Raw genomic sequence first — 25,403 nt, forward strand, 5'->3', positions numbered from 1 at the left:
GCTATATCCCCAGAATTTCCTCCTCGAACTTCTTTATCTGATCCTTATCGCCTATGACCACGATCATGTCTCCCTCCTCGAATATGAAGTGGGGTGGCGGGCTGATGATCGTATGACCTTTCCTCGAAACGGCGACTATGTTAACCCCCGTTCTCTTCCTTATCGCGAGCTCCTCTATGGTCTTTCCAGCCAAGTTCTTGCCCACAGTGTAGGTGTGCATAGCAACGGTCAGATCGGGGATGCCCATGAAGTCGACCTCTATGCTCTCCTTCTCCTTCTCAACCGGGGCTCCGGAGAGAACGGTCGCGAGCCTCTTCGCCTCGCTGTCGGTCAGCTCGACCGAACAGGGCTTCCCGCACGACTTCTCCTGAATGTAGAGCTGAACCCTCTTGTTGAGCAGGAATATGACGGCTATCTTATCTCCACTGGCAGTCTCGAGTTCGTACTTTGTGCCTATCCCCTCCATGCCGATGAATCTGACCATGCGTATTGTTTTCCCTTTGCAGTAAAAACCTTTCCGGGAGTTTGAGAAACCTTATATTTTAGTTTCTACAAGAAAGGCGCGATGGAGATCGACGGTTTGATTCTCGACATAGACGGCGTGATATCGAGGGGCAGGAAGCCCATAGAGAGGGCCATAGAGGGCTACAGGATGCTGAAGGATGCGGGGATAAAGGTCGTCTTCGTCTCCAACAACTCGACGAGGAGCAGGAGGATAATGTTCGAGAGGTTCGCGAGCTTCGGCATAGATGCTGAGGAAGAGGACCTGATAATCGCCACCCACGCAACCGCCGTTTACATCGCGAGAGAACACGGGAAGGCCAGAATATACACAACCGGGGAGCCGGGGCTTCAGGAAGAGCTGCAGAACCTTGGACACGAGCTCGTTGATTACAGAGAGGCGGAGTTCCTCGTTGTTGGGTCAAACAGGGGAATAAACTTCGAGATCTTCACCAAAGCACTAAGGCTCGCCCTTAACGAGAACATCAGGTACGTTGCAGTCAACCCGGACAAGGTTTTTCCGGCTGAGGACGGGCCGATCCCCGGAACAGGGCTGATAATCGGCGCTCTCTACTGGATGACGGGCAGGATGCCAGATGCTATAGTCGGGAAGCCATCGAAGATCATAATGGAGCAGGCCATAGAGAGGCTCGGGCTGGACAGGGATAGGGTGGCCATAGTTGGGGATCAGATAGACGTTGACGTGCTCGCGGGCAAGAATGCGGGGATAAAGACGATCCTCGTCCTCTCGGGAGTTACGGACGAGTCGAACTACAGGAAAAAGGTAGAGGAGGTAGGAGTGGAGCCGGATTACGTCTTCAGAGACCTGTACGAGGTGGCTCAGAGGCTGACGTCCTCGAAGTAGTCCCTTTCATAGCTCTCTATTTCTCCCACATCCGAAAGCTCTGCCAGCTCGGGATCAACGGGAATCTCTGCAATCACTTTCAGCCCGTACTTCTCGGCAAGCCTCTTCGCCTTGTCCCTGCCAAAGATGTACGAGATCTCTCCACAGTGGGGGCAGCGGAAGTAGCTCATGTTCTCCACGATTCCGCTCACCTCCGTGTTCATCATCCTGGCCATGTTAAGCGCCTTCTCCACGATCAGCGACGTGAGCTCTGTTGGCGAGGCCACCATCACAACCCCATCGAGCTTAACCGTCTGCATGAGTGTGAGGGGTGCGTCGCCGGTTCCGGGTGGGAGATCGAAGAGCAGGTAGTCCAGCTCGCCCCAGTCTGTTTTCCCGAGCAGATCCTTCATCACTCCTGTAATCATCGGCCCCCTCCAGATAACGGGCGTGGAGGAGTCCGGGAGCAGGAACTGGATGGAGAGAACCTTTATGCCGTACTTCTTGGTCACGGGCGGCTCTATCCCCTTATCGGTGAAGCCGACGTTGGCGGAATCAAGGCCGAAGAGCTTGGGTATGCTCGGCCCGAGAAAGTCGGTGTCAAGAATTGCCACCCTGTTCCCCTTCTTGGCGAGATGGATCGCGAGAAGGGCGGTGACGGTGGACTTTCCAACCCCACCCTTTCCGCTCATTATTGCAATCTTCTTCTTCACGCTGCTCAGCTTTTCCTCAATCTCCTGATCGCTAACGGTCTGGTGCATGAACCCATCTTGCGGTTATGAATAAATATTCTTTACGCGGTCATGTGCCAGTCCATACTATGCATCTCTATCTCTCTCTTCTTCCTCTCCATGAACCTCTGGACTGTAGAGTGCTGGGCCCCGTCTATGAGCATCATTATCGCCTCCCTCGCCGCCGAAACGTTCTCCACATTGCCGATGATTGAGACGTACTTGTCGTAGATCGAGACGTGCACGTTGAGGGTCTCCTCTATTAGCCTCCTCATCTTGCCCTCCTTGCCTATTATCCTGCCCTTTATCCTCTCCATCGCCTTTGGGGAGATGTACTGGCTGAGGTCTATGCTCTCGAGGATCGTGAAGTCATCGTCAAGAATCCTCATCGCAACATCGGGGTTGAAACCCCTCGCGATTGCGTTTACAACATCCTTCGCCTTTAAAAATCCAACCGCATCCTCTCCCCTCGTTATCTCCACGACACCGTTCTTGCTGTCTATTCTTATCCTGCAACCCGTCTTCTCCTCGAGCCTCTTCTTCACCTCGCCTTCCTTCCCGATCAGCACGCCCACCCTGTCGGGCGGAATCCTGATCTCTATGCTCTCCATAACAATCACCCCTTTATCTCCGTCACAACCTCTTCAGGCCTCTCCTTCACGCCGTACTTCGAGAAGAACCTGAGCAGGTTCCTGACATCCCTCTCGAGGTACTCGCTGGCGAGCGGATGGTCTGCGAGCACCGACTGGCCCATGTCTATGAAGTACGGCTCATCATTTTTCAGCACTATGTTGTACTCGCTCAGGTCTGCATGAACGAGCTCGGCCTTCCGGTAGAGTCTGATCAGGTTCTCCTTAACCTTCGCGTACAGATCCTCGACATTCACGACTTCCGGGAGCTCTCTTTTCAGCTCAAACAGCGTCGGGTAGGGCCTCTCATCCTCTCCGAGAAACTCCATGAGCAGCACGTTCTTCAGGTACTCGTAGGGCTCGGGCACGTTCACTCCCGCATTGTGTGCTCTTTCAAGGTTCCTGAACTCCTTCTCCACCCAGATGAAGATTAGCTCCTTCCTCGATATCCTCCTCATGTCGAACCTCTTGTCGCCGAAGAGGTACTCGTCCATCTTGAAGAACTCGGTGGTCTCGATTCTGTATATCTTCACGGCCAGCGGCCTGTCATCCCCATCAATTCTGCCGTCGGCGTAGAACACGTTCGCCTCCTTGCCCGTGCTCACGACCCCTCCGAGAGCCTGAATGAGGCCCTTTGCAGAGAGCTTGTACAAGGTCTTCAGAGTCCTCTCGTCGAATACCTCCGCGTAAATCTTCCTCGCCTCGCTGTCCTTCTCCTTGATCCTCAGCCTGTCCAGCAGGCGCTCTATTCTCTCGACGTCTCTCTTCATTTCAGAACTTCAGGTAGCCCCTCGACTCAAGCCACTCAACCTGCGGGTTGGTGTATCTCCAGATAACGTCTGCCCTCTCGTCCTGAAACTGCCAGGGAACGATGATAACGACGTCTCCCTCTCGTATCCAGATCTTCTTCCTCATCTTGCCCGGAATTCTCGCGAGCCTCTCCTTTCCGTCCTCGCACCTCACCTTTATGTGGCCCGCTCCGAGCATTGACGTGACGATCGCGAACATCTCCCCCTTGTTCCTGTCGGGGAGCCTTACCCTTACTACCTCCTCACCCTCACTCAAGTCACCACCCCATTTTTTCAAGCTTCTTTCTTGCATTATCGAGAAGGATGTTTAAATACCTTGCAGCGTTGAATTTCAGGTCGAGGGGGTGGATCTTGCCCTCGGCAAAGTCCTTGGCGAGCTCCTCGAAGCTGCTGTACTCCACATCCCCGCCAAACTTCTCGTCCCTCTCTATCACGACCTTCTCGAACCTCGGGAAGATGTGGTACCTCATTATGTCGATAACCGGGTTGTTCTCGACCTGCCTCTCCGGGCAGAACGCCTTCCTGAGCTTCCTCTTCACGGTCTCCTCGTCATCCCTGACGGATATGTAGTTGCCCTTGGACGAGCTCATCTTCTCCCCGTCTAAGCCAAGCAGGATTGGTGTGTGCATGCAGACGGGCACCTTATAGCCGAGCTTCGGCAGATTCTCTCTCGCGAGCATGTGGATCTTCCTCTGATCCATTCCTCCCACTGCCACTGTAACGCCGAGGTGGGCTATGTCGAGGGCCTGCATCAGCGGGTAGATCATCTGGGACACCATCGGATCCTCCTTCCTCCTGCTGACCTCGTCCATGCTCCTCCTCGCCCTGTTTATCGTCGTCATCCTCGCCATCTTCAGGACGTCGAGCATGTAGTCTCTCTCGAGCTGGTACTCGCTGCCAAGAACGAATTTTGCCCTGCTCTCATCAAGCCCGAGGGCGATGAAGGCGGCCCTGTTGTATTCAGCGGTTTTCCTTATCTCCTCGAAATCACCCTTCTCGTTCAGATAAGCGTGAACATCCGCAAGGAGAACCACAATCTCAAAACCAATCTCCTGAAGATCCATCAGCTTGTTCACGGTCATCATGTGGCCGAGGTGGATCTCTCCGCTCGGTTCGTAGCCCACGTATGCCCTCAGCTCCTCTCCGCTCTCAAGGAGCGACCTGAGCTCCTCTACGGTCACCACTTCCTCCACGTTCCTCGTTGCAAGTCTAAGCCTATCCTCAATGTCCATGGAGGATTGTGGTCGGGGCTATTTTTAAGGTTAATGCAGGTGACGAGGGGCTACTTGTCCTCAACGCCCCTCTCGGTTATCCTGAATATGGCCTCACTCTCCGGCAGATGCGGGGAGTCAATGAGCCTCGCGACCCTCAGCTCTCCCTTGCTCTTCCTCAGGTACACTCTGAAAGTTGCGGTGTGGGCGACGATGTGCCCTCCAACGGGCTTTGTCGGGTCTCCAAAGAACTGGTCGGGTTTCGCCATCACCTGATTGGTCACCACGATCGCGGCGTTGAATATCTCTCCGAACCTGAGCAGGTCGTGGAGGTGCTTGTTCAGCTTCTGCTGCCTGTCTGCCAGCGTGCCCCTGCCAACATACTCTGCTCTAAAGTGGGCCGTGAGGCTGTCAACGACGAGGAGCCTGACGTTTATCCCCTCCCTCTTCAGCTTGTTGGCCAGCTCCTTTGCGTTGTCCACGAGCAGCATCTGGTGGTTTGAGTTGTAGGCCTGAGCGACGTATATGTTCTTCAGAACCTTGTCCGGGTCGAGCCCCTTCGCCTCGGCCATCTGGATTATCCTCTCGGGCCTGAAAGTCCCCTCCGTGTCTATGACTATGACCGCGCCCTCAAGGCCTCCCTGATCCCTCGGCATCTGAACGTTTACCGCGAGCTGGTGGCAGATCTGCGTCTTTCCGCTGCCGAACTCACCGAAGAGCTCGGTTATCGCCTGAGTTTCCACACCTCCGCCCAGAAGGTCGTCGAGGGCCTTGCTTCCAGTCGTGATCTTACCGATCTTCTTCCTCCTCTCGTAGACGACATCTCCCGTCTCAAACCCTCCGACGTTCGCGAGCTTTCTCGCGGCCGCGATTATCTTCGACGCGGTTGCCTCACCGATCTCGGCAACGCTGCTCAGCTCCTGCGGAGACGCGACCGCTATAGCCTCTATGGAGTAGTACCCCGCGTCTCTGAGCTTCTCAGCAGTGGCTGGCCCGACAAACGGGAGATCCTCGATGTCAACAATCTTCTCCTCCACCTCTTCAGCCTGAGGCTGGCTGGCTTCCTTGCTCTCCTCTTTCTTCTCCTCACTCTTCTTCTTCGCCATCGGGGGTAGCATTGAATGAGCACTTTAATATGTTTTGCCCGTCCAGAATGTAAGCAAAAAAGTTTGCGTGAAAAGTTATTCTATCAGCTCGCTCAGGTCGATCATGTGGGTCTCCTTCACGACATTCAGGACGAGCATCGTGTACGTTTTCTCCACGAACTCGAGCTTTCCTATGTTCTTTACGAACTCGTTCAGGCTGTCCCTGTCCCTGAATTTCGAGACCGCGATGACGTCGAACTCCCCGGTCACGTCGTAAACCGCGGTTACGTTGGGCATCTCGGCAAGCAGCTTCTCCACCTCAACAACCTTTCCGCCCTTCGCCGTGATCCCTATGACGGCTATCAGGTCGTAGCCGAGCTTTGAGTAGTTTATGACAGGAATGAACCTCTCTATGACTCCAAGCTTCTTCAGCTTGTTTATTCTGTTGTAGATCGTCGCTTCTGTAACTCCGAGCTTTTCGGCAATCTCCCTGAGGCTCTTTCTTGCATCTTCCTGAAGTTCCGAAAGAATCTTTAGGTCCATCTTGTCAATCTTTTCCATTGCTTAAAATAAAACGGAGTTATTTAAAAAATTTTTCAAACATTGCAAAAACTGTGGCTGAGGCAATCAGACCCGGGACGACCGGGTAGATCCAGTAAACCCTGTAGTACAGCATGTACCACGCGACCGAGACTATAAGCGCGGCAATCATCGAGGCGAGAACGCTCTTCTTGGACGGATCTCCGTAGAGCATCGCCAGAAGTGGGATCAGGAACACGGACGTTATCACTGAGAAGCTCACACCAACGATCGCAACAATCACGTCAGGCGGGTTAACTGCGACAGCAAGAGGGATTGCCGCGAACACCACCACGAGCGCCCTTGTCAGCCCAACACTCTCGCTCCGCAGAACGTCTCTTGCAAATGAGGTGGCCATCATGTGCAGCAGTGAGTTTATCGTTGACATCGCGGCGGCAATTATCGCCGTGAGCAGGAGCGCGTTTATGCCTTCGGGCAGAACCTTCATGGCTATGAACGGCACCACCAGATCCACATCCTTCAGGTACTTGATGGGATCGTCGTACTTGGGGATTATCAGCCATCCGAAGGGGCCGATGCTGAACACGCAGATGGCGAAGATGCCGATGATGAGCGGGGTGAGCAGCATCCCCCTCCTTATCACCCTCTCATCCCTCGCAGCGACGAACCTGATTATGAGCTGGGGTGATGAGAGCTGGGCGATGCTTATTGCAAACGTCAGGCTCAGGATGAACGGCACGACGAGGCCGGCCTTCATGACTGGCGGGGGCCCGAGCTTGCCTATCTCGAAAAGCAGCTCTCCACTTCCGGCGAATATCTTCGTGTTCGCCAGCTGTTCGAACGCCTGAAGGCCTCCGAGGTAGTAGAGCAGGGCCGTGAACAGCAGAACACCTCCGAAGAACGTGAGCACCCCCTGAATTAGGTCTGTGTACACCACCGCTCTGAACCCGCCTATTGCCGTGTAGAGCATGACGATAACGGCCGTTATCAGCAACCCCTCCCTGTATGAGATGCTCATCATCACCTGCAGGAGGTTTCCGGCCCCCTTGTAGATGGAGACCATGTAGAACGCGAAGAAGAACACTATCACGAGGGATGAAATCAGTCGAACCTCCCTGCCGAACCTCTCGCCGAACATCTCGGGTATCGTAAGTGCCCCGGTCTCATCTGCAACCCTCTTCAGCCTCGGGGCTATCAGCATCCAGGCCATTATGGCAAACAGGATGTGGAAGAATGTCAGGAAAGCGGACCACTGGAACCCGGCAAGGAATCCGAAACCCCCACCTCCGAGAAACGCGGACGTGCTGAAGTACGTTGCGAAGAATGAGAAGCTCACGAGAGTTGCGCTGAGCCTCTTGCCTGCAAGGTAGTAGTCGAGCAGTCCCCCTGACCTCCTGTACTCCAGAATGCCTATCAGGAGCATCAGTATTATGTAAATTGCAAAAACCGTCTGGATTATCATATCTCAACCTTCCTGTAGGCCATTATTGCCCCGGCAACCATCATCAAAACACTCACCGCGTAGATAACGGCTATCGCACCCATCTCAACCACCTCACACCCTGAATAGCCTTCTTGCCTTACCCTCAAACCTCTCAATCTCACCAGCCCTCACGGCCCTTACCCTCGGCCTTATTCCGACAAACTCGGCCAGATCCTTGGAGATCTTTGGAACAAGCCCCTCATCGCCCTCGAACAGGACCTCGAGCAACCCGTTGGAGAGCACGATCTTGTAGTGCCTCACCCCGTGTTCTGCCAAAATGCTCTCCACGTCTGAGGGGTAGAACTTCGCCCCCTTGTAGATCACCATGTCGTCAGTCCTTCCCCTGATCCTCCTGATGGTCAGGTGCTCTATTCCGCACTCGCACTTCTCCCTGCTCTCTATCCTGCTGATCTCACCGCTCCTGTACCTTATCAAGGGCATGCCCTCCCTGTTCAGGGCGGTGTAGACGACCTCTCCCTCTTCCCCGTCCTCGAGAACCTCTCCTGTTTCAGGGTCAATTATCTCCACCACGTAGTTGTCCTCCCAGATGTGGAGGCCGTTCCTTTCAGGGCACTCAAAACCGACCGTTCCGACGCCCCCCATCTCCGTTAGACCGGGTATGTCGTATGCCCTCGCTGAGAATGTCTTCTCTATCTGCCTTCTCATCTCGTCGCTCCAGGGCTCAGCCCCAAGGATCAGCTTTTCAACGCTCAGCTCGGCAACGTCAATCCCCATCTCCTCGGCAACCTCGGCAATCCTCAGTGGGTAGCTGGCAGTTCCCGCGAGAACAGTCGTGCCGAAGTCCTTCATGAACCTGACCTGATTCCTCGTGTTTCCGGGGCCGATGGGTATGACGAACGCGTTTATTGCGTCTGCCGCAAAGTGGAATCCGAAGCCTCCGTTCCACAGGCCGAAGGCCGGAGTAATCTGGATGACGTCCTCGCTCGTTATTCCTGCGAGGTAAAATGCCCTGAGCATCATCTCTTTCCACTGCTCCACGTCGTGCCTCGTGTAGGGGATTATGACTGGCTGGCCTGTCGTGCCTCCAGACATCTGGATCCTAACTATCCTCTCTCTGGGCACGCACGCAGCCTTGAGAGGGTAGCTCTCCCTCAGCTCCTGCTTTGTTGTGATTGGAAGCTTAGACAGATCCTCAACTCCCCTCACCCTCTCGACATCAACTCCAGCATCTCTGAACTTTCTTCTGTAAAGCGGGGAGTTCTCGTAAACGTACCTGACGATTCTTCTCAGCCTCTCGCCCCTCTGCTCCTCGATCTCCCTCCTTGACAGGTAAATGCCCTTCCTTGCCACATCGTAGACATCGCTCATTGGAGAAGGGAGTGTGCATTAGGTATATAAACTTTTCCTGTTTTCGAGGTTTATGCTCAAAAAATGGGATTACAATCCTCTGAGGTGCTCAGGCCTCAGAATTTCCGGGTGCTCCATCGCGTAGTCTATGAGCTTCAGAACCTCCTCCCTGTCCTCCGGCAGGTTTGCCCTGATTGGCAGGTAGTTGGACGCGTGATTTGCCCTGAAAACCGTCCTGTATCTCAGATCCTCTATTACCCACCTCAGCTCCCTTAAAATTTCGAGGTGGTTGAGCGGGGTGAACTCGCCCCTCCTCAGCTTCAGGTAGAGGAGTGTGTTCTCGACTATCATGAGGGTCAGGAACGCGGTGTAGTGGGGCTTCATCTCGTTCAAAACTCTCGCGGTGTTCTTCGCGTGATCGAAGCTCCTCTCCTTCCCTCCGAGCCCGGTTATCGCCGTGATGCTGAGAGTCATTCCTGCCCTTATCGCCTTTCTTCCCGCCTCGATCATTTCCCTGCTGTCCACGCCCTTCCTTATCTCCTTCAGAATTTCGTCGTCACCACTTTCCACCCCAAGGTAAACGAGGCTCAACCCCTCCTCTCTGAGCCACCTGAGCTCATCCACGCTCTTCTCAAGCAAATCCATTGGAGTTGCGTAGGTGGAGACCCTTTCGAGGGATGGAAACAGCTTTTTCGCGTATCTGACGATCTCGACGAGATCCTCGGTCTTCATGCACATCGCGTTTCCGTCTGCAAGGAACAGCCTCCTGACGTCTCCGTAGTATTTCTTGAAGATCTCGAGCTCCCTCTTCACCTCCTCAACTGGCTTTACGCGAAACTTCTTCATCTTGTACATTCCGCAGAACGTGCACTTATTGTGTGAGCATCCTATGGTCGCCTGAACGATGAGGCTGTTGGCCTCGCTGGGAGGCCTGAAAAGGGGCATGTCGTAGAGTTCGAACATAAAAGAAGGCTCTGGAGCAGGAAATATCAATCTTTTGAAAAGCCCACCTCTCTCAGGAACTTCTCCAGATCCTCCCTCTTCTCGAAGTAGAGGGTTTTCCTGACCTTACCCTCCAGCTCAACCACGAGGTTCTCGAAGTCCGGGTTGTAGCTGACCTCGTCCTTCCTTATCTTCTTCCCTCCGACGTAGATGTGCATGACGTCGGTGTAGCAGTACCTCGGCTTCCTGAGGATCAGCGCCGAGAAGAACGTTACGGTTAGCAGTAACGCCAGCGACGGGATGAGAAACTCTGACGTGAACCCGAACTGGACGTACCTGTAGGCTATGAGGGTCAAGCTTATGGCATACAGAACGGCCGCAGTCCTGAGGTACCTCCTCCTTGCCACGGGGTTTCTGTAGGGCCTGTAGATCCAGATCACGTTCCCTCCCTCCAGTCGGAAAGGTACCTCTTCTGTTCCTCCGTGAGCTCGTCTATCCTCACCCCCATCGTCTCGAGCTTGAGCTTCGCAACCAGCCTGTCGAGCTCCTCTGGCATCCTGTAGACCTTCTTCTCAAGCCTGTCCGCGTTCTTGGCGATGTACTCGACGGCAAGGGCCTGATTCGAGAAGCTCATGTCCATCACCTCTATCGGGTGCCCGTCTCCAGCAACGAGGTTGACGAGCCTCCCGTCTGCAAGGAGGTACAGCTTCTTGTTTCCGAGGTCGTACTCTCTGAGGTTCGGCCTCAGCTCCCTAACGCTAACGGCCATGTCCTCCAGCTCGTTAACCGCAATCTCAACGTTGAAGTGCCCGGCATTTGCCAGAATCGCCCCGTCCTTCATCAATGCAAAGTGCCCCCTCGTGATCACGTCCCTGTTGCCGGTTGCGGTGATGAATATGTCCCCTACCTTGCTGGCCTCGTCCATGCTCATCACCTCGAAGCCGTCCATTATTGCCTCGAGCGCCCTGATCTCGTCCACCTCTGTGACTATCACCTTCGCTCCCAGCCCCCTCGCCCTCATCGCTATTCCCCTTCCGCACCACCCGTAGCCGGCAACGACTACCTTCTTGCCAGCAACGAGAACGTTTGTTGCCCTGAATATTCCGTCCCACGTTGACTGCCCCGTCCCGTACCTGTTGTCGAACAGGTACTTTGTGTACGCGTCGTTTACCGCAATCACCGGGAACTTCAGAACTCCGTCCCTCTCCATAGCCCTGAGCCTCTGAACGCCGGTTGTGGTCTCCTCGCACGCCCCAAGAATCCTGTCGGCTATCACCTTCCTCTTCTCGTGTATCAGGTAGATGAGGTCGGCCCCGTCGTCTATGATTATGTCGGGCTCGAAGTCCAGAACAGCGTTTAAGGCGTAGTAGTACTCCTCCTTGCTCATCCCCCTCCTCGCGAAGCACCTCACGCCCTCCTCCCTCAAAGCCTCCGCCACATCATCCTGAGTGGTGAGGGGATTGCATCCGGTTATCGCGACCTCAGCACCTCCGGCAATCAGGGTTTTGACGAGAACAGCTGTTTTTGCCTCAACGTGAAGGGCCATTCCGACCTTCAGACCCTCCAACGGCTTCTCGCTCTCAAACCTCTCGCGAATTTTGGCGAGAACGCGCATGTTCTTCTCGGCCCAGGCTATCTTGCCTTTACCATGCATGAATGCTCTTCTGACAACTCTGGTTTAAATTATTGTCTGGAGTGGCAGGGTCTGAAAAGCGTTAGATAAAATTTTTATTCACAGGTTCATCTGTTCTGTTCATGAACGGGGAAATTCCAGTAAGAAGGGCTGGAAAGAGGAGGGGCAGGCTGCTGGCAGCTGCAGTGTTTATTGCGGTGCTCCTGCTGATAACCCTTGCCTCCTCAGTTGTGGTGGTGGATCAGACGGAGGTTGGCGTTGTTAAGGTTCTCGGAAAGGTTCAGGACGAGCCCCTCCAGCCCGGACTGCACTTCGTGACACCGTTCATAACTGAAGTCGTGAGGATGCCGACCTATGAGAAGACGATGGAGATGGTTGGGGAGAGGCACATAAAGGCTCTCACCTCCGAAGGTCTGCCGGTCTTCTTCGACATGGCCGTGCAGTACAAGATAGACCCGATGAAGGCCCCGCAGGTCTACTCCACCCTGAAGAACTACGAGGTGTGGATGGAGAGCAGGATAAGGGCACATGCGAGGGACATCGTGGCTCAATACAAGGCCGAGGATCTCTACACCGAGAAGAGGGAGTTCATCCAGAGCGACTTCGAGAGGAGGCTGGACGAGGAGTTCAGGCCGTACGGGATTCTGATAACCGCAGTCCTGATAAGGAACATAGATCTTCCGGAGAGCGTGGAGAGGGCGATACAGGCGAAGATAGAGGCAAAGCAGGAGGCTGAGAGGATGCAGTTCATAGTTCAGAAGGAGGAGCTCGAGGCGAAGAGGAAGGAGGTCGAGGCTCAGGGAATAGCGAGGGCGAACCAGATAATCGGCGAGTCCCTGAGGAACAACCCTGAGTACGTGCAGTGGTACTACCTGCAAGTCCTCGACGAGTTTGCGAAATCGAACAACAACGCCGTAATAGTCGTGCCGGTGCCGTCAGCATTCTACCCGGGAGTTGACAGGAACGCGAGCGCGAACATCCCGCTGATACTGCCGGCACAGAAGTGACCTATTTTATTTTTCTGCAAAATAAAAAATTTGAAAAAAGTTTACATGCTGAGAGCGAGCTTGATGTCCTCGGCCTTGACCGTCTTCCTGTTTGCGTGCTTCGCAATCTCGACAGCCTTCTTGGCGACCTGAAGTGCGTACTCCTCGAGGACCTCAGCCATCTTCTCGACAGCATCCTCACTTACTCTCTCAGCACCTGCCTTCCTTATCAATCTGTCAATTGGTGCAAGTGGCAACTCCGCCATTTTATCACCTCACTTCTTCTTTCACTGATTGGAGGTATATAAATTTTATTCTGTTGTGAAGCCTCCTCAGCACGAAACTTGGGCAATTCTGGATACTCTGGATATTTCTGGGGGTGATATCATCATGGGATAAAATTAGCGTCCCACATATCATGTGGAGGTGGTGGGTATGGGCCATGCGTCATATGATGTGATGCTGTTTTTGGTTTGGGTTGTGCTGGATGAGTCTACACACTCCCGGCCCACTCCAGACACTTTTTACACCCTCTGACGGGAAAGGGGTGTGAAAGCTCGAAAACGTTTTATCGTTTCTCTTTCTCTTACTACCATGGAGTGCCTTGAGGCAATTCTCACGAGGAGGTCGGTCAGAAAGTTTCAGAAGAGGGATGTCGATGACGAGACGATCCTCAGGCTAATTGAGGCTGGAAATGCTGCACCCTCGGCAGGCAACCTGCAGGCGAGGGACTTCATAGTCGTCAGGGACGAGGAGACGAAGCTCAGGCTCGCGGTCGCATCTCTCAGGCAAATGTTCATCGCCGAGGCTCCGGTCATAATCGTGGTGGTGGCAAACTACCCGCGGAGCATGAAGGTCTACGGAGATAGGGGGAGAATTTACGCGGAGCAGGATGCAGCCGCAGCGGTGCAGAACATCCTGCTTGCCGCGCACTGCATGGGCCTCGCCTCTGTGTGGATCGGCGCTTACGATGACGAGCAGGTTTCCGAGATTCTAAACATCCCGAGCTATGCAAGACCGGCGGCGATACTCCCAATAGGCTACCCGGCAGAAACGCCGAGGCCGAGGCGGAGGTTCGATCTGGAGGAGATAACCCACTGGGAGACATGGTGATAGCGCTACTCACCGACTTCGGGGACTACTACCCGGGAGTGATGAAGGGAGTGATCAGGAGGATCAGCGGAGCGGAGGTAGTTGACATCACCCACTCCGTCAAACCGCAGAACGTTCTGGAAGGGGCGTTTCTGCTGTACAACGCCTACAGGTTCTTTCCGAGGGACACGGTCTTTGTTGCCGTTGTGGATCCGGGGGTGGGTGGCAGGAGGAAGGCGCTGGCCATAAAGACTGAAAACTACTGGTTTGTGTGCCCCGACAACGGAATAGCCTACCCCTCAGCCTCTGGAGATGGGGTGGTTGAGGTTTACCGGATAAACGAGGCTGTTAGCGAGCTCGTCGGAGAGCTGTCGTCCACGTTCCATGGCAGGGACATCTTCGCCCCTGCCGGAGCACTCCTCAAGGAGGGACGGCTGGAGGAGAGGTACTTCTCCCCTCTCACCGATGCCATTGTCGAGCTCGACCTCTTTGACCTCACCATTTCCAAAAGCGGAGTAAGGGCGATGGTCGTGCACATAGACAGGTTCGGGAACGTTGTGACGAACGTCAGGAGGGAACTCGTGGAGAGAGCGTCCCCTGAGGGAGTGATCTTCAACGGCCTTGAGATTCCGCTTGTTGAGAGGTACGAGGACGTTGAGGTGGGTGAACCCCTCGCGCTGATAGGAAGCTTTAACACCCTTGAGCTCAGCATCAGGGAGGGGGACTTCGCATCTGAGTTTGGCGTTGGGTTCGGCCCGGTCAGCCTGAGGTGGATACGATGAGGGATCGCTTCAGCGATAGAGCGCTCGCGAAGCTTGTGGAGTCCATAAACAGGCACCTTCCGCAGCGCAGGGTCAGCCTGAAGACTCTGCTGGAAATGGATAGCCCCGCGATCAGGGCGAGGGACGGGGAGGAGTACGACATAGAGAGGGACGAGCTGGAGTTCATAGCGAGGTACGTTGATGAGTACGAGTGGGATCGCTTCTCCATACCGATAATTCTGGAGATGAGAAACCTCGGGAGCGAGTACGTGATTTACGTGAGGGACAGGAGGCATGCGGAGTTCATAGAGAAGGCCTTCGGCTTTGACAGGTATGTTGACGATGTAATGCTCCTCTACGTTTACGAGATGCAGAGAATACGCAGGAGGCTGAAAACTGCCAGTCAGGTTATGTTCAGGGTGTGAGTAACTGCCGGGTAGCGATTGATTTTTATAATATTTGATTCTTTATTTTCGAACATGGCGTACGATCCCTACTCTCTGAGCGGCATATTCTGGCTGCTGATCTTCCTGTACCTGATTTTCATGCCGCAGATGAAGCACCAGATGCTCGTCTCGGCGAGAAGGAAGCTCATGGAGAAGATCGGAGAAAAGAGAGGCAGCAACGTCATAACAATGATCCACAGGCAGGAGAGCGTTGGATTCCTCGGAATTCCGATTTACAGGTTCATAGACATTGACGACTCCGAGAAGGTGCTCAGGGCGATAAGGAGCACACCCAAGGACAAGCCCATAGACCTGATAATCCACACCCCCGGCGGGCTTGTGCTTGCAGCAACCCAGATCGCCAAGGCCCTCCACGATCACCCGGCGAAGACGACGGTTATAGTTCCCCACTACGCCATGAGTGGCGGAACGCTGATAGCTCTCGCAGCAGACGAGATAATAATGGACCCTCATGCAGTCCTCGGGCCCGTTGACCCGCAGCTCATGAACTACCCCGCTCCATCAATCCTGAGGGCAGTTGAGAGGAAGGATCCGAAGGACATAGACGACCAGACGCTGATAATGGCGGACATAGCTGAGAAGGCCATAAATCAGGTCAGGGATTTTGTGGTCTCGCTGCTCAGGGACAAGCTTGGTGAAGAGAGGGCGAAGGAGGTCGCGAAGACTCTCACCGAGGGGAGGTGGACCCACGACTACCCCCTGACCGTCGAGACTGTGAAGGAGTTCGGTTTGAACGTCTCCACAGACGTCCCTCCGGAGGTCTACGAGCTCATGGATCTCTATCCGCAGCCCATAATGCAGAGGCACCCCGGAGTGGAGTTCGTCCCGAGCCACGGGGACAGGGGAAGGGCTGGAAAGTAGAAAACAACTTTTTTAAAGGCTCTTTCCACTCTTCTTTATGGGTCTGTTCGACAAGCTCAGAAATGTTAAGGATGCTGTTGGAGAGGCAATCGAGAGCGCTGCCGCTTACGCTAAGGCCGATGACTTTCTGATTGAGAGGATAGACGAGATGCTCTCCAAGAGCTGGGAGAAGGTGAGGGAGAGGAGGCCCGTGACGGTTGCTGGGATAAGCCTCGAGAGCGAGTCGGAGTACAACTTCGTTTACAGGGCTGAGTGCGGCCTCGTTCATGTTGAGATGGAGCACGAGTTCCCGTTCCTCGAGATCGAGATGAGGAGGGGGATGAAGAAGCTGGAAAAGAGGCTGAAGGTTGCTGATTTCGTTGAGGTGCAGGGGAAGGACTTCATGCTGAAAAACCGCGAAACACTTGAAAGCATCTTGGCTGAGATGATGCGGGCCATATGCTCGTAGGTGATGTTGGGTGGTGAGGGTAAAGCTTTTCGCAAACTTCCGGGAGATCGCGGGCACGAGAGAGCTTGAAATTGATGCGGAGAGCGTTGAGGAGCTCCTGAAAAAGCTCGAAGAGTCCTACCCGGAGTTTTCGAGGCTTTACGAGTACGCGATAGTGATGGTGAACGGCAGGAGCGTAGATGACTTCAGCGTCAGGCTTGAGAAGAACGACGTGGTGGCTCTGCTCCCACCAGTGAGCGGTGGTTGAGATGCTGTTCACGAACCTGATGAGTGTTGACGAGGCGAGAGAGAGGTTGCTTTCGAGGGTCAGGCAGTTTGGCAGAGATGATGTCGAGAGCGTTCCGCTTGAGCTTGCCCACGGAAGGGTTCTCGCAGAAGATATTAGCTCGGAGATCGACATCCCGCACTACAGCAGGGCGGCCATGGATGGCTATGCTGTCAGAAGTGCGGACGTTTCAGGGGCAAGCAGAACGAACCCCGTCATTCTGAGGCTGGGAGAGCAGGCGAGGTGGGTTCACACTGGAGATGCTGTGCCGGAAGGCTTCGACGCGGTTGTGAAGGTGGAGGACACCGAGGAGTTCGACGGCCTTGTGGCAGTCTACAAGCCCGTGAGGAAGTACGAGAACATTGGCCTTGCCGGAGAGGACTTGAGGGCAGGGGACAGGATTGCCGAGAAGGGAACGCTCCTCAGAGCCCATCACCTCGCCCTCCTGAGGTCAGCCGGGGTGGAGGAGGTTGAGGTATTCAGAAGGCCGAGAGTCCTCGTGATCCCAACGGGAGACGAGCTCGTAAGGCCGGGGGAGAGGCTCGTCCCGGGGAAGGTTTACGAGAGCAACGGGATCATGATCTCCTCCTACCTGAAGGAGTGGGGTGCGAGCCCGGAAGTAACGGACATAGTGCCGGATAGCAGGGACGAGCTTGAGAGCATTCTAAATCTCGCTGACAGCTACGACCTCGTTGTAACCACAGGCGGGACGTCGGTAGGGAAGAGGGACATCATCTACCCCGTTCTCGGGGACATTGGTGAGGTGCTCTTCAGGGGGATCTCCCTCAGGCCGGGAAAGCCGACAGTGGGGGCGGTTGTTGGCTCAACCCCGGTTCTCGCACTTCCCGGATTTCCGGCGGCATGCGTGGCCTCGGCGTACCTCCTTCTAAGGCCCGCGATACGCAGGATGCTCCACGTGAATGGGGATGTTTCGTTTTTCGCGAAGCTCTCGGACAGCGTTTACTCAAAGCCGGGCTTCACGAGCTTTGTTAGGCTCTCGGTTGACTTCGAAACGATGCTCGCCCGTCCGGTGTCATCCTACGGCTCTGGCATACTCAGCAGCATCACAAAGGCGAATTGCTATACGATAATTGACGAGAACACCGAAGTCGTGGAAGCGGGCGAAATGGTCAGAGTTTATCCTCTTTAGCAAACACATCAATCGTTAAAAAAGAAAATCCTTAAATATCACTTCACTCACGAGTGGTTGAGTTCCTTAGTATCATCTTTTATGGGGTGAAACGGCATGGAGAAAACAGAGATCCTTAGGAAAATAAAGGAGACCGAGCAGAAAATCGAGGAAGAGATAAAGCAGGCTGAAGAGGAGAAAAAGAGGAAGATTTTCGCCGCCAAGGAGGAGGCAAGGAAGATCATCGAGGATGCGAACAAAGAGGCCGAGAAGATAAAGCAGGAGATCATAGAGAAGGCCAAGGCAGAGGTTGAGAAGGAGAAGGAGAAGATCAGGGAGCAGAAACTCGCAGAGATCAACGAGATGGTGAGAAAGGGAGAGTCGAGGATTGGAGAGGTCGTTGAGGAGCTCTACAACGAGTTTGTGAGGATGATCGAAAATGCTTGAGCCTGTAAGGATGGTTAAGGTTTCCGTAGTGGGGCCGAAGGAGTACCTCGAGGTTACTTCAGACATCCTTTACAGGCTCAACAAGCTTCACATTGAGGATTACGGGGAGGAGGACGAGTACTTCAAAATAGGGGAGCCGCTCGAGAAAGCTTCGAAACTCTCCAAGTTCCTCGTTTCTGTAAGGTCTCTTCTAGCTCATGCCGGGGTTAAGGACGGCTACGAGCCGAAGAAGGTGTTCAGCGTAAAGGAGCTTGACAGGGAGCTCGACACGAAGGTATCGGAGCTTGAGGAGCTGATAAACTCGAGAGTGAGCAGGATCAAGGAGATCGAGGACAGACTCAGGAAAATTGGAGATGAGAGGAGGAGCATCCTCCCCCTGAAGGCTCTCGGAGTTCCGGCCAACCTCCTCAGGGGCTACAAGACCCTCGAGGTCTATGTGGGCTTCGCCAAGGCGAACCCGTTTGAGAAGATAATGGAGGTCACCAAGGAGTTCGAGATATTCACCGCCGAGTATGAGGGCGAGCTGGTTGTAGCCGTCCTCGTGAAGAAGGATTACGCTGAGGAGGTCTTCAAGGTTCTTCAGGAGTTCGCCTTCAGGGAGATTTCCGTTCCCGAGATTGACGTTGACTACGACACGAGGCTCAGGGAGCTTGACGAGGAAGAGGAGAGGCTGAGGTCTGAGCTGGAGAAACTCAATCAGGAGATTGAGAGGTATGAGAGCGAGAACCTCGACCTCCTGCTTGCGCTCGAGGAGCACCTGAGCATAGAGCTCGAGAAAAGTGAGCTTCCGCTCAGGGCTGCCACATCCAAATACGCGTTCGTGCTCGTAGGCTACGTGCCCGAGGAGTCTTACGAGGAGTTTGAGAGCACGGTAAAGGCCAAGACCAACGGGAAGGTTGTTGCCGTGAAGATCAAGGACGAGAAGTTCGAGCCACCAACCGCAATGAAGAATCCCGCGTTTGCAAAGCCATTCGAGCTGCTGACAACTTCCTACGCAGTCCCCAAGTACACGGAGATCGACCCGACGCTCATCATGTCCATCTTCTTCCCGATATTCTTCGGCTTCATGCTCGGAGACATTGGTTACGGTATCGTCATTCTCGCCCTCGGGCTCTGGCTTTCGACCAAGTTCAAGACCGAGGGCTGGCAGGCACTCCTCAGAGTCCTCAACTACTCTGCAATCTCCACGATAGTGTTTGGCCTGGTGTATGGCGAGTTCTTCGGGTTCGAGCTGTTCGGTCACGAAACGCTGTTCGCCAAGCTCTTCGGTCACGAGAGTGCGATAGCCCACATGTTTGCCGAGATGCCCCACGTCAACAGGCTTGAGAAAGCGCCGGCAATTCTCGTGCTGACGATTGCCATAGGTGTCTTCCACATGGCCATGGCCTACGTGATTGGAATCAGGAACGTGGCGAAGGAGCACGGGTGGAGGCACGCGATTGAGGAGAAGTTCAACTGGCTGATGGCTCTGATCAGCATCGCGCTGATAATCACCGGCTTCATCCTGAACAACATGGCCGGAAAGACAGCCTTTGAGCTCAACTTAGCATACATCGCGGCAGTGCCGTTCATAATCATCTGGGCTGTGCTGACGATAATCGGCGAGGGTCCGATGTTCCTCATCGAGTACCTGACGCTGCTCAGCAACACGATCAGCTACGCTCGATTGCTCGCTGTGGGTCTCGCCAGTGTCGGCTTTGCCGTTGCCTTCAACTACATGGCGTTCGAGATGCTCTGGCCCTCCGGGCCTGTGGGGATAATAGCGGCAATCATCGTCTTCGCGCTCGGGCACGTGATTAACATTCTCCTCGGAATCCTTGATCCGGGGTTGCAGAGTCTCCGATTGCACTATGTGGAGTTTTTTGTGAAGTTCTTTGAGGGTGGGGGCAGGCTTTACAGCCCCTTTGGTAGGAAGAGGAAATACACAAAGGAGGATTAAAAAAGGAGGTGTTGAAAATGGTGGATGGGTTTGTGGCGATTGGTGCTGGTCTGGCTGTCGGATTGGCTGGAATTGGTGCTGGTCTTGGTGAGCAGGGAATTGGTGCTGCGGCAGTAGGAGCGATGGCTGAGGATCCGAGCTTCTTCGGTAGGGGCCTGCTGATGACCGTTATTCCGGAAACAATCGTCATCTTCGGACTGGTCGTGTCGTTCCTGCTGATGTTCATGTGAAAACCACCATTCCTTTTTTTACGAGGGATCCAAAATGCCACTGGAGCCAATAATCGAGGAGATCGTCAGGAAGGGACATCAGCAGGTAGCCGAGATTAAGAGCTCTGCTGAGGAGGAAGCGGAGAAGATAATTCTCGAGGCCAAGGAGAACGCCAAGGAGATTCTCAAGAGGGCGAGGGAGGAGGCCGAGAAAGAAGCGGAGAGGCTCAGGAGACAGGAGATATCGAGCATAAACCTCGAGATGAAGAAGGAGGAGCTCAACAGGAAGAGAGAGGTTGTGGAGAATGTCTACCAGATGCTCGTGGAGAAGGTCGCGAACCTCGACGGAAAGGAGAGGGAGGAGCTCCTCAAGAAGCTCCTGTCCAAGTATGAGGGGCAGGACTACGTGGTTTACTCCAACAAGAAGGACGAGGAGCTCGTGAAGAAGCTGACGAAGCTCGAGTATGCGGGCAATGTGGACTGCATCGGCGGTGTGGTGCTGGAGAGCAAGGATGGTGAGTTCAGGATAAACCTCACGTTTGACACACTTCTCCAGGAAGTTTACGAGTCCAAGATGAAGGACATTTACGAGAAGCTCTTTGGGTGAGGGCTGATGATCTCCAAGATAATTAGGAAGACAAAGATCTCCGAGTGGGCGTACATAGTCGCCAGAGTACGAGTGATGAAGAGAAAGCTCATCCCGAAGGAGGAGTACGCGAAGCTCCTCAACATGGACCTCAACGAGATAATCAGGTACCTCGAGGAGACAGAGTACAAGAAGGAGATTGATGAGCTCGCGTACAAGTACTCGGGGATGGACCTCATAGATCACGCCCTCTCCCTGAACCTCTCGAGAACCTACACGAAGCTGATAAACATATCCAAGGGCCTTCCGAGGGAGCTCATAGTCCTCTACCTCAGGAAGTGGGACTTCTGGAACATCAAGAACATAATCAGGGGCAAGATGTTCGGGTTCAGCAACGAGGAGATCGAGGCGACGCTCGTTCCTGCCGGAGAGCTGGACGAGGAGTTCCTGAAGTCCCTGCTTGCAAGGGACACCGTTGATGAGATCGTCGATGCCTTTAAGGGCAAGCCCTTCCATGCGATCCTCGAGAAGCTTCTCCACGGGGCAAAGCTCTCCGAGGTTGAGGACGAGCTTGACAAGTTCTACTACACCTCCATAGCCAGCCTGTCCGCTGAAAGCCTTGACACGAAGTACTTCATCGACTTCATAAGGATGGAGATCGACATAGTGAACATAAAGACGATCATAAGGCTCAAGAGGGAGGGCGTGCCGGCGGACGAGATAATGTCGAGGATCGTGCCGTACGGCTACCAGCTAACCGAGGACGAGGCGAGAAAACTTGCTGCGATGGACCTCGAGGAGCTGTACAAGGCGCTCGAGAACTACTGGTTCATCGACGATCTCAGGGAAGCCATCGCCACCCACCTGATGTCAAAGGTTGAGAACGCCCTCATGGGAGTCTGGGCTCAGAGAACCATAAGGAAGTCCAACTACTACCCGCTCTCGGTTCTGCCGGTTCTCGCGTACATGCTCCTCAAGAGGATTGAGGTGGACAACCTGAGGCTCATCGCAAGGGGCAAGGCGAGCGGAATGGATGTTGAGGAGATTAAGGAGCAGCTGGTGATAGTATGAAGAGGCTGGCTGTGATTGGCGACCCGGACTTCAACCTCGGCTTCAGGCTGGCCGGGGTCAGGGACATATTCGACGTTACGAGCGACGATGAGCTGATCAGCGTGGTTGAGAAGGTTCTCGAGAGTGACGAGATCGGTGTTGCGGTCATCAAGTATGAATTTTTGAAGAAGCTCCCCCTCGCCCTGAAGAGGGCGGTTGACGAGAGCGTGGAGCCAACGTTCGTTGCCGTGGGCGAGGAGGGTGGAGTTGAGGAGATTAGAGAAAAGATAAGAAAGGCGATAGGTGTTGACTTATGGAAGTGAAGGAGTTAATTGGGAAGGTTTATCGTGTATCAGGGCCACTGGTGGTTGCCGAGGGATTGAAAGCGAGGATGTACGACGTGTGCAAGGTCGGAGAAGAGGGCCTGATGGGTGAGGTCGTAGGTCTCGTGGGAGAGAAGGCACTGATTCAGGTTTACGAGGACACATCCGGAATAAAGCCGGGAGACAAGATTGAGAACACGGGAATGCCGCTGAGCGTCGAGCTCGGGCCGGGACTGCTCAAGTCCATCTACGACGGAGTTCAGAGACCGCTGCCAGCTTTGAAGGAGGCGAGCGGAGACTTCATAGGGAGGGGCATTGATGCACCGGCTCTCGACAGGAGCAAGAAGTGGGAGTTCAAGCCCCTCGTGAAGAAGGGGGACAAGGTTAACGGCGGAGACATCCTCGGAAGCGTTCAGGAGACGGAGTTCATAGAGCACAAGATCCTCGTACCTCCGAACGTTTCGGGCGTTGTGAGCGAGATATACGAGGGAAGCTTCACGGTCGAGGACACGATTGCCGTTCTCGAGGACGGCACGGAGCTCAGGCTCGCTCACAAGTGGCCGGTCAGAATTCCGAGGCCGTACAAGGAGAAGCTCCCGCCGACGATACCCCTCATAACCGGACAGAGGATTCTCGACACGATGTTCCCCGTAGCGAAGGGTGGTACGGCTGCCATTCCGGGGCCGTTCGGTTCTGGAAAGACTGTCACCCAGCACCAGCTTGCCAAGTGGAGTGACACGCACGTCGTCGTCTACATCGGCTGCGGTGAGAGGGGCAACGAGATGACAGAGGTTCTCGAGGAGTTCCCGGAGCTCGAGGATCCGAGAACCGGAAAGCCGCTCATGGAGAGGACCGTGCTCATAGCCAACACCTCAAACATGCCCGTCGCTGCGAGAGAGGCGAGCGTTTACACAGGTATAACCATAGCCGAGTACTTCAGAGACATGGGCTACGACGTGAGCATCATGGCCGACTCGACGAGCAGGTGGGCAGAGGCAATGAGAGAGATTTCGGGAAGACTTGAGGAGATGCCCGGTGAGGAGGGCTATCCTGCTTACCTCGCATCAAGGCTTGCAGAGTTCTACGAGAGAGCTGGGAGAGTGAGGACGCTGAACGGAAACATCGGAAGCGTTACTGTTGTCGGTGCTGTTTCGCCACCAGGCGGTGACTTCTCCGAGCCAGTTACTCAGAACACGCTCAGAATTGTGAAGGTCTTCTGGGCGCTCGATGCTAAGCTCGCTGCGAGGAGGCACTTCCCGGCCATCAACTGGCTCCAGAGCTACAGCCTCTACGCAGACACGCTCGCCGAGTGGTTCAACGAGAACGTTGCTCCGGACTGGGGCGAGCTCAGGAAGTGGGCCATGACCGTTCTGCAGGAGGAGGCCAACCTCCAGGAGATCGTGCAGCTCGTTGGTAGCGATGCCCTGCCCGAGAGCCAGAGGCTGCTCCTCGAGGTCGCGAGGCTGGTGAGAGAGGTCTTCCTCCAGCAGTACGCATACCACCCGGTTGACACCTACTGTGACCTGAAGAAGCAGTACGATCTGCTCAAGGGAATCAAGGAGATCAACGACATATTCTTCAGGGCTCTTGAGTCAGGAAAGCTCGTCGAGGAGATCATCGGCGTCGAGGGCATCGACGAGTTTGCGAGGGCGAAGTTCGAGGAGGACTACAAGACTGCCCTTGAGAACGCCATCAAGAAGATTAAGCAGAATCTGGGGGTGGAGTGAATGAAGGAGTACAAGACGATCACCCAAGTTTCCGGTCCCCTTGTTTTTGTTGAGAAGACCGAGCCCGTTGGCTACGGAGAGCTCGTCACGATAACCCTGCCCGACGGCTCAACGAGGAGAGGACAGGTGCTCGACACGTCCAAGGACGTTGTGGTCGTGCAGGTCTTCGAGGGAACGAGGGGTATTGACACCTCCTCGACCGTGAGGTTCACCGGAGACATCATCAGGCTCAACGTCAGCTACGACATGCTCGGAAGAATTCTCAGCGGATCTGGAGACCCGATTGACGGCGGACCAAAGATCGTTCCTGAGGAGAGGAGGGAGATCATTGGTGCGGCCATAAACCCCTACGCGAGGGAGTACCCGAGGGAGTTTATCCAGACCGGTATCTCGGCCATTGACGGAATGAACACGCTCGTCAGGGGACAGAAGCTGCCCATATTCTCTGGCTCAGGTCTCCCGCACAACGACATAGCCCTGCAGGTTGCGAGGCAGGCCAAGGTCAGGGGAGAGGGAGAGGAGTTCGCTGTCGTGTTCGCGGCCATGGGTATCACCCACGAGGAGGCTCACCAGTTCATGAAGGACTTTGAGAGGACGGGAGCTCTTGAGAGGGCCGTGGTTTTCCTGAACCTCGCAAATGATCCGGCTATTGAGAGGCTGCTCACTCCGAGAATGGCCCTCACCGCGGCAGAGTTCCTCGCCTACGAGTACGACCTGCACGTCCTCGTCATCCTGACTGACATGACCAACTACTGTGAGGCTCTCAGAGAGATCTCCGCGGCGAGAGAGGAGGTTCCCGGAAGGAGAGGCTATCCGGGTTACATGTACACAGACCTCGCCACGATCTACGAGAGGGCAGGGAGAATCAGGGGCAGGAAGGGTACGATCACCCAGATGCCCATCCTTACGATGCCCGGCGACGACATAACCCACCCGATTCCCGACCTCACGGGCTACATCACCGAGGGTCAGATCGTGCTCAGCAGGGAGCTCCACGCCAAGGGTATTTACCCGCCCATCAATGTCCTGCCATCGCTCAGCAGGCTGATGAAGGAGGGTATCGGTGAGGGCAGAACGAGGGACGACCACGTGCAGTGGAACGACCAGATGTATGCAGCATACGCAGAGGGTGTCGACCTGAGAGGTCTCGTTGCCATCGTCGGTGAGGAGGCACTGTCGGAGAGGGACAGGAGGTACCTGAAGTTCGCGGACGAGTTCGAGAGGAGGTTCATCCAGCAGGGCAAGTACGAGGACAGAGACATCGAGACGACCCTCGACATCGGCTGGGAACTGCTCTCGATGCTCCCGGAGAGCGAGCTGACGAAGATCGAGAGGAAGTTCATCGAGAAGTACCACCCGGCCTACAAGAAGAAGGCCGAGTAATTCCCCTCATTTTT

The 25,403-nt window shown here is 54.7% G+C and carries 31 protein-coding genes; 17 read left to right on the plus strand and 14 right to left on the minus strand.

Annotated elements, in window-relative coordinates:
• Position 1: 1 nt before the first annotated feature.
• Positions 2-484 (minus strand): cation:proton antiporter regulatory subunit, encoded by a 483-nt coding sequence (locus tag GAH_RS04340; RefSeq protein WP_048094907.1) that lies wholly within the window; start codon positions 482-484, stop codon positions 2-4.
• A gap of 81 nt (positions 485-565) precedes the next feature.
• On the opposite strand from GAH_RS04340, the gene GAH_RS04345 reads away from it, so the two are divergent.
• The gene (locus tag GAH_RS04345; protein ID WP_048094909.1) at positions 566-1,366 is read left to right on the plus strand and encodes an HAD-IIA family hydrolase; all 801 of its coding nucleotides are present in this window, start codon (positions 566-568) and stop codon (positions 1,364-1,366) included.
• Here GAH_RS04345 and GAH_RS04350 read toward each other — a convergent pair.
• From GAH_RS04350 to GAH_RS04405, 12 genes are all read right to left on the minus strand, one after another.
• Positions 1,342-2,106 carry an Mrp/NBP35 family ATP-binding protein gene (locus GAH_RS04350; protein ID WP_048094910.1) on the minus strand — a complete coding sequence of 255 codons (765 nt, stop codon included), beginning with the start codon at positions 2,104-2,106 and terminating at the stop codon, positions 1,342-1,344. The genes GAH_RS04345 and GAH_RS04350 overlap by 25 nt on opposite strands.
• Before the next feature lie 32 nt (positions 2,107-2,138).
• Positions 2,139-2,687: a KH domain-containing protein gene (locus tag GAH_RS04355; RefSeq protein WP_048096745.1), complete on the minus strand. Its 549-nt coding sequence runs from the start codon at positions 2,685-2,687 to the stop codon at positions 2,139-2,141.
• 5 nt (positions 2,688-2,692) lie between these two features.
• Entirely contained in the window at positions 2,693-3,475 is a 783-nt protein-coding gene (locus tag GAH_RS04360) for a serine protein kinase RIO (protein ID WP_048094911.1), read from the minus strand.
• 1 nt (position 3,476) lies between these two features.
• On the minus strand, positions 3,477-3,770 hold the full coding sequence (gene eif1A / locus GAH_RS04365) for a translation initiation factor eIF-1A (RefSeq protein WP_245604091.1): 294 nt from the start codon (positions 3,768-3,770) through the stop codon (positions 3,477-3,479).
• A gap of 1 nt (position 3,771) precedes the next feature.
• Positions 3,772-4,746 (minus strand): tyrosine--tRNA ligase, encoded by a 975-nt coding sequence (locus GAH_RS04370; RefSeq protein ID WP_048094913.1) that lies wholly within the window; start codon positions 4,744-4,746, stop codon positions 3,772-3,774.
• Between the two features lie 50 nt (positions 4,747-4,796).
• Positions 4,797-5,831 carry a DNA repair and recombination protein RadA gene (gene radA, locus GAH_RS04375; protein WP_169745339.1) on the minus strand — a complete coding sequence of 345 codons (1,035 nt, stop codon included), beginning with the start codon at positions 5,829-5,831 and terminating at the stop codon, positions 4,797-4,799.
• 75 nt (positions 5,832-5,906) lie between these two features.
• Positions 5,907-6,371 (minus strand): Lrp/AsnC family transcriptional regulator, encoded by a 465-nt coding sequence (locus GAH_RS04380; RefSeq protein ID WP_052747759.1) that lies wholly within the window; start codon positions 6,369-6,371, stop codon positions 5,907-5,909.
• 19 nt (positions 6,372-6,390) lie between these two features.
• Positions 6,391-7,812, minus strand: coding sequence for a sodium:solute symporter family transporter (locus GAH_RS04385; protein WP_048094914.1), 1,422 nt, complete (start codon positions 7,810-7,812; stop codon positions 6,391-6,393).
• A gap of 93 nt (positions 7,813-7,905) precedes the next feature.
• Positions 7,906-9,162, minus strand: a complete 1,257-nt coding sequence (locus GAH_RS04390) for a phenylacetate--CoA ligase family protein (protein ID WP_048094915.1) — start codon at positions 9,160-9,162, stop codon at positions 7,906-7,908.
• 69 nt (positions 9,163-9,231) lie between these two features.
• Positions 9,232-10,104 carry a radical SAM protein gene (locus GAH_RS04395; RefSeq protein WP_048094916.1) on the minus strand — a complete coding sequence of 291 codons (873 nt, stop codon included), beginning with the start codon at positions 10,102-10,104 and terminating at the stop codon, positions 9,232-9,234.
• A gap of 26 nt (positions 10,105-10,130) precedes the next feature.
• On the minus strand, positions 10,131-10,523 hold the full coding sequence (locus tag GAH_RS04400; RefSeq protein ID WP_048094917.1) for a hypothetical protein: 393 nt from the start codon (positions 10,521-10,523) through the stop codon (positions 10,131-10,133).
• The gene (locus GAH_RS04405; protein ID WP_048094919.1) at positions 10,520-11,737 is read right to left on the minus strand and encodes an adenosylhomocysteinase; all 1,218 of its coding nucleotides are present in this window, start codon (positions 11,735-11,737) and stop codon (positions 10,520-10,522) included. Before GAH_RS04405 ends, GAH_RS04400 begins: the two co-directional genes overlap by 4 nt.
• Before the next feature lie 101 nt (positions 11,738-11,838).
• Between GAH_RS04405 and GAH_RS04410 the strand changes: the two genes are divergently transcribed.
• A complete protein-coding gene (locus tag GAH_RS04410; protein WP_048094920.1) occupies positions 11,839-12,723 on the plus strand; it encodes a prohibitin family protein in 885 nt (294 codons plus the stop codon).
• A gap of 41 nt (positions 12,724-12,764) precedes the next feature.
• Here GAH_RS04410 and GAH_RS04415 read toward each other — a convergent pair whose 3' ends face one another.
• Complete coding sequence (locus GAH_RS04415) at positions 12,765-12,968, minus strand: histone family protein (protein ID WP_048092726.1); 204 nt, start codon at positions 12,966-12,968, stop codon at positions 12,765-12,767.
• A gap of 328 nt (positions 12,969-13,296) precedes the next feature.
• Here GAH_RS04415 and GAH_RS04420 point away from each other — a divergent pair, with 328 nt between their 5' ends.
• The 15 genes from GAH_RS04420 to GAH_RS04490 all read left to right on the plus strand — a co-directional run bounded on the left by GAH_RS04420 (position 13,297) and on the right by GAH_RS04490 (position 25,389).
• On the plus strand, positions 13,297-13,815 hold the full coding sequence (locus GAH_RS04420; protein WP_048094922.1) for a nitroreductase family protein: 519 nt from the start codon (positions 13,297-13,299) through the stop codon (positions 13,813-13,815).
• On the plus strand, positions 13,809-14,576 hold the full coding sequence (locus tag GAH_RS04425; protein ID WP_048094924.1) for an SAM hydrolase/SAM-dependent halogenase family protein: 768 nt from the start codon (positions 13,809-13,811) through the stop codon (positions 14,574-14,576). Before GAH_RS04420 ends, GAH_RS04425 begins: the two co-directional genes overlap by 7 nt.
• A complete protein-coding gene (locus GAH_RS04430; protein WP_048094925.1) occupies positions 14,573-14,980 on the plus strand; it encodes a DUF61 family protein in 408 nt (135 codons plus the stop codon). Before GAH_RS04425 ends, GAH_RS04430 begins: the two co-directional genes overlap by 4 nt.
• 54 nt (positions 14,981-15,034) lie before the next feature.
• Positions 15,035-15,883 (plus strand): SDH family Clp fold serine proteinase, encoded by an 849-nt coding sequence (locus GAH_RS04435; RefSeq protein WP_048094927.1) that lies wholly within the window; start codon positions 15,035-15,037, stop codon positions 15,881-15,883.
• A gap of 37 nt (positions 15,884-15,920) precedes the next feature.
• A complete protein-coding gene (locus GAH_RS04440) occupies positions 15,921-16,331 on the plus strand; it encodes a hypothetical protein (RefSeq protein ID WP_048094928.1) in 411 nt (136 codons plus the stop codon).
• 13 nt (positions 16,332-16,344) lie between these two features.
• The gene (locus GAH_RS04445) at positions 16,345-16,578 is read left to right on the plus strand and encodes a MoaD/ThiS family protein (RefSeq protein WP_245604092.1); all 234 of its coding nucleotides are present in this window, start codon (positions 16,345-16,347) and stop codon (positions 16,576-16,578) included.
• A gap of 1 nt (position 16,579) precedes the next feature.
• On the plus strand, positions 16,580-17,746 hold the full coding sequence (locus GAH_RS04450; protein ID WP_048096748.1) for a molybdopterin molybdotransferase MoeA: 1,167 nt from the start codon (positions 16,580-16,582) through the stop codon (positions 17,744-17,746).
• 96 nt (positions 17,747-17,842) lie between these two features.
• A complete protein-coding gene (gene ahaH, locus GAH_RS04455; protein WP_048094932.1) occupies positions 17,843-18,172 on the plus strand; it encodes an ATP synthase archaeal subunit H in 330 nt (109 codons plus the stop codon).
• Positions 18,165-20,111, plus strand: a complete 1,947-nt coding sequence (locus tag GAH_RS04460; RefSeq protein ID WP_048094933.1) for a V-type ATP synthase subunit I — start codon at positions 18,165-18,167, stop codon at positions 20,109-20,111. Before ahaH ends, GAH_RS04460 begins: the two co-directional genes overlap by 8 nt.
• A 17-nt stretch (positions 20,112-20,128) precedes the next feature.
• The gene (locus GAH_RS04465) at positions 20,129-20,341 is read left to right on the plus strand and encodes an ATPase (RefSeq protein WP_048094935.1); all 213 of its coding nucleotides are present in this window, start codon (positions 20,129-20,131) and stop codon (positions 20,339-20,341) included.
• A gap of 34 nt (positions 20,342-20,375) precedes the next feature.
• The gene (locus tag GAH_RS04470; RefSeq protein ID WP_048094937.1) at positions 20,376-20,927 is read left to right on the plus strand and encodes a V-type ATP synthase subunit E; all 552 of its coding nucleotides are present in this window, start codon (positions 20,376-20,378) and stop codon (positions 20,925-20,927) included.
• Between the two features lie 6 nt (positions 20,928-20,933).
• On the plus strand, positions 20,934-21,977 hold the full coding sequence (locus tag GAH_RS04475) for a V-type ATP synthase subunit C (protein ID WP_048094939.1): 1,044 nt from the start codon (positions 20,934-20,936) through the stop codon (positions 21,975-21,977).
• Positions 21,974-22,279: a V-type ATP synthase subunit F gene (locus GAH_RS04480; RefSeq protein WP_048094941.1), complete on the plus strand. Its 306-nt coding sequence runs from the start codon at positions 21,974-21,976 to the stop codon at positions 22,277-22,279. Before GAH_RS04475 ends, GAH_RS04480 begins: the two co-directional genes overlap by 4 nt.
• Entirely contained in the window at positions 22,270-24,006 is a 1,737-nt protein-coding gene (locus tag GAH_RS04485) for an ATP synthase subunit A (protein ID WP_048094942.1), read from the plus strand. Before GAH_RS04480 ends, GAH_RS04485 begins: the two co-directional genes overlap by 10 nt.
• Entirely contained in the window at positions 24,007-25,389 is a 1,383-nt protein-coding gene (locus GAH_RS04490) for an ATP synthase subunit B (protein ID WP_048094944.1), read from the plus strand.
• Positions 25,390-25,403: the final 14 nt, after the last annotated feature.

This window comes from Geoglobus ahangari (assembly GCF_001006045.1).
Lineage (GTDB): Archaea > Halobacteriota > Archaeoglobi > Archaeoglobales > Archaeoglobaceae > Geoglobus > Geoglobus ahangari.

Bases quoted from the DNA above. Each gene is read 5' to 3' on its own strand.
- GAH_RS04340 (WP_048094907.1), bottom strand. From the start codon at position 484: ATGGTCAGATTCATCGGCATGGAGGGGATAGGCACAAAGTACGAACTC.
- GAH_RS04345 (WP_048094909.1), top strand. From the start codon at position 566: ATGGAGATCGACGGTTTGATTCTCGACATAGACGGCGTGATATCGAGG.
- GAH_RS04350 (WP_048094910.1), bottom strand. From the start codon at position 2,106: ATGCACCAGACCGTTAGCGATCAGGAGATTGAGGAAAAGCTGAGCAGC.
- GAH_RS04355 (WP_048096745.1), bottom strand. From the start codon at position 2,687: ATGGAGAGCATAGAGATCAGGATTCCGCCCGACAGGGTGGGCGTGCTG.
- GAH_RS04360 (WP_048094911.1), bottom strand. From the start codon at position 3,475: ATGAAGAGAGACGTCGAGAGAATAGAGCGCCTGCTGGACAGGCTGAGG.
- GAH_RS04370 (WP_048094913.1), bottom strand. From the start codon at position 4,746: ATGGACATTGAGGATAGGCTTAGACTTGCAACGAGGAACGTGGAGGAA.
- radA (WP_169745339.1), bottom strand. From the start codon at position 5,831: ATGGCGAAGAAGAAGAGTGAGGAGAAGAAAGAGGAGAGCAAGGAAGCC.
- GAH_RS04380 (WP_052747759.1), bottom strand. From the start codon at position 6,371: ATGGAAAAGATTGACAAGATGGACCTAAAGATTCTTTCGGAACTTCAG.
- GAH_RS04385 (WP_048094914.1), bottom strand. From the start codon at position 7,812: ATGATAATCCAGACGGTTTTTGCAATTTACATAATACTGATGCTCCTG.
- GAH_RS04390 (WP_048094915.1), bottom strand. From the start codon at position 9,162: ATGAGCGATGTCTACGATGTGGCAAGGAAGGGCATTTACCTGTCAAGG.
- GAH_RS04395 (WP_048094916.1), bottom strand. From the start codon at position 10,104: ATGTTCGAACTCTACGACATGCCCCTTTTCAGGCCTCCCAGCGAGGCC.
- GAH_RS04405 (WP_048094919.1), bottom strand. From the start codon at position 11,737: ATGCATGGTAAAGGCAAGATAGCCTGGGCCGAGAAGAACATGCGCGTT.
- GAH_RS04410 (WP_048094920.1), top strand. From the start codon at position 11,839: ATGAACGGGGAAATTCCAGTAAGAAGGGCTGGAAAGAGGAGGGGCAGG.
- GAH_RS04415 (WP_048092726.1), bottom strand. From the start codon at position 12,968: ATGGCGGAGTTGCCACTTGCACCAATTGACAGATTGATAAGGAAGGCA.
- GAH_RS04420 (WP_048094922.1), top strand. From the start codon at position 13,297: ATGGAGTGCCTTGAGGCAATTCTCACGAGGAGGTCGGTCAGAAAGTTT.
- GAH_RS04425 (WP_048094924.1), top strand. From the start codon at position 13,809: ATGGTGATAGCGCTACTCACCGACTTCGGGGACTACTACCCGGGAGTG.
- GAH_RS04430 (WP_048094925.1), top strand. From the start codon at position 14,573: ATGAGGGATCGCTTCAGCGATAGAGCGCTCGCGAAGCTTGTGGAGTCC.
- GAH_RS04435 (WP_048094927.1), top strand. From the start codon at position 15,035: ATGGCGTACGATCCCTACTCTCTGAGCGGCATATTCTGGCTGCTGATC.
- GAH_RS04440 (WP_048094928.1), top strand. From the start codon at position 15,921: ATGGGTCTGTTCGACAAGCTCAGAAATGTTAAGGATGCTGTTGGAGAG.
- GAH_RS04450 (WP_048096748.1), top strand. From the start codon at position 16,580: ATGCTGTTCACGAACCTGATGAGTGTTGACGAGGCGAGAGAGAGGTTG.
- ahaH (WP_048094932.1), top strand. From the start codon at position 17,843: ATGGAGAAAACAGAGATCCTTAGGAAAATAAAGGAGACCGAGCAGAAA.
- GAH_RS04460 (WP_048094933.1), top strand. From the start codon at position 18,165: ATGCTTGAGCCTGTAAGGATGGTTAAGGTTTCCGTAGTGGGGCCGAAG.
- GAH_RS04465 (WP_048094935.1), top strand. From the start codon at position 20,129: ATGGTGGATGGGTTTGTGGCGATTGGTGCTGGTCTGGCTGTCGGATTG.
- GAH_RS04470 (WP_048094937.1), top strand. From the start codon at position 20,376: ATGCCACTGGAGCCAATAATCGAGGAGATCGTCAGGAAGGGACATCAG.
- GAH_RS04475 (WP_048094939.1), top strand. From the start codon at position 20,934: ATGATCTCCAAGATAATTAGGAAGACAAAGATCTCCGAGTGGGCGTAC.
- GAH_RS04480 (WP_048094941.1), top strand. From the start codon at position 21,974: ATGAAGAGGCTGGCTGTGATTGGCGACCCGGACTTCAACCTCGGCTTC.
- GAH_RS04485 (WP_048094942.1), top strand. From the start codon at position 22,270: ATGGAAGTGAAGGAGTTAATTGGGAAGGTTTATCGTGTATCAGGGCCA.
- GAH_RS04490 (WP_048094944.1), top strand. From the start codon at position 24,007: ATGAAGGAGTACAAGACGATCACCCAAGTTTCCGGTCCCCTTGTTTTT.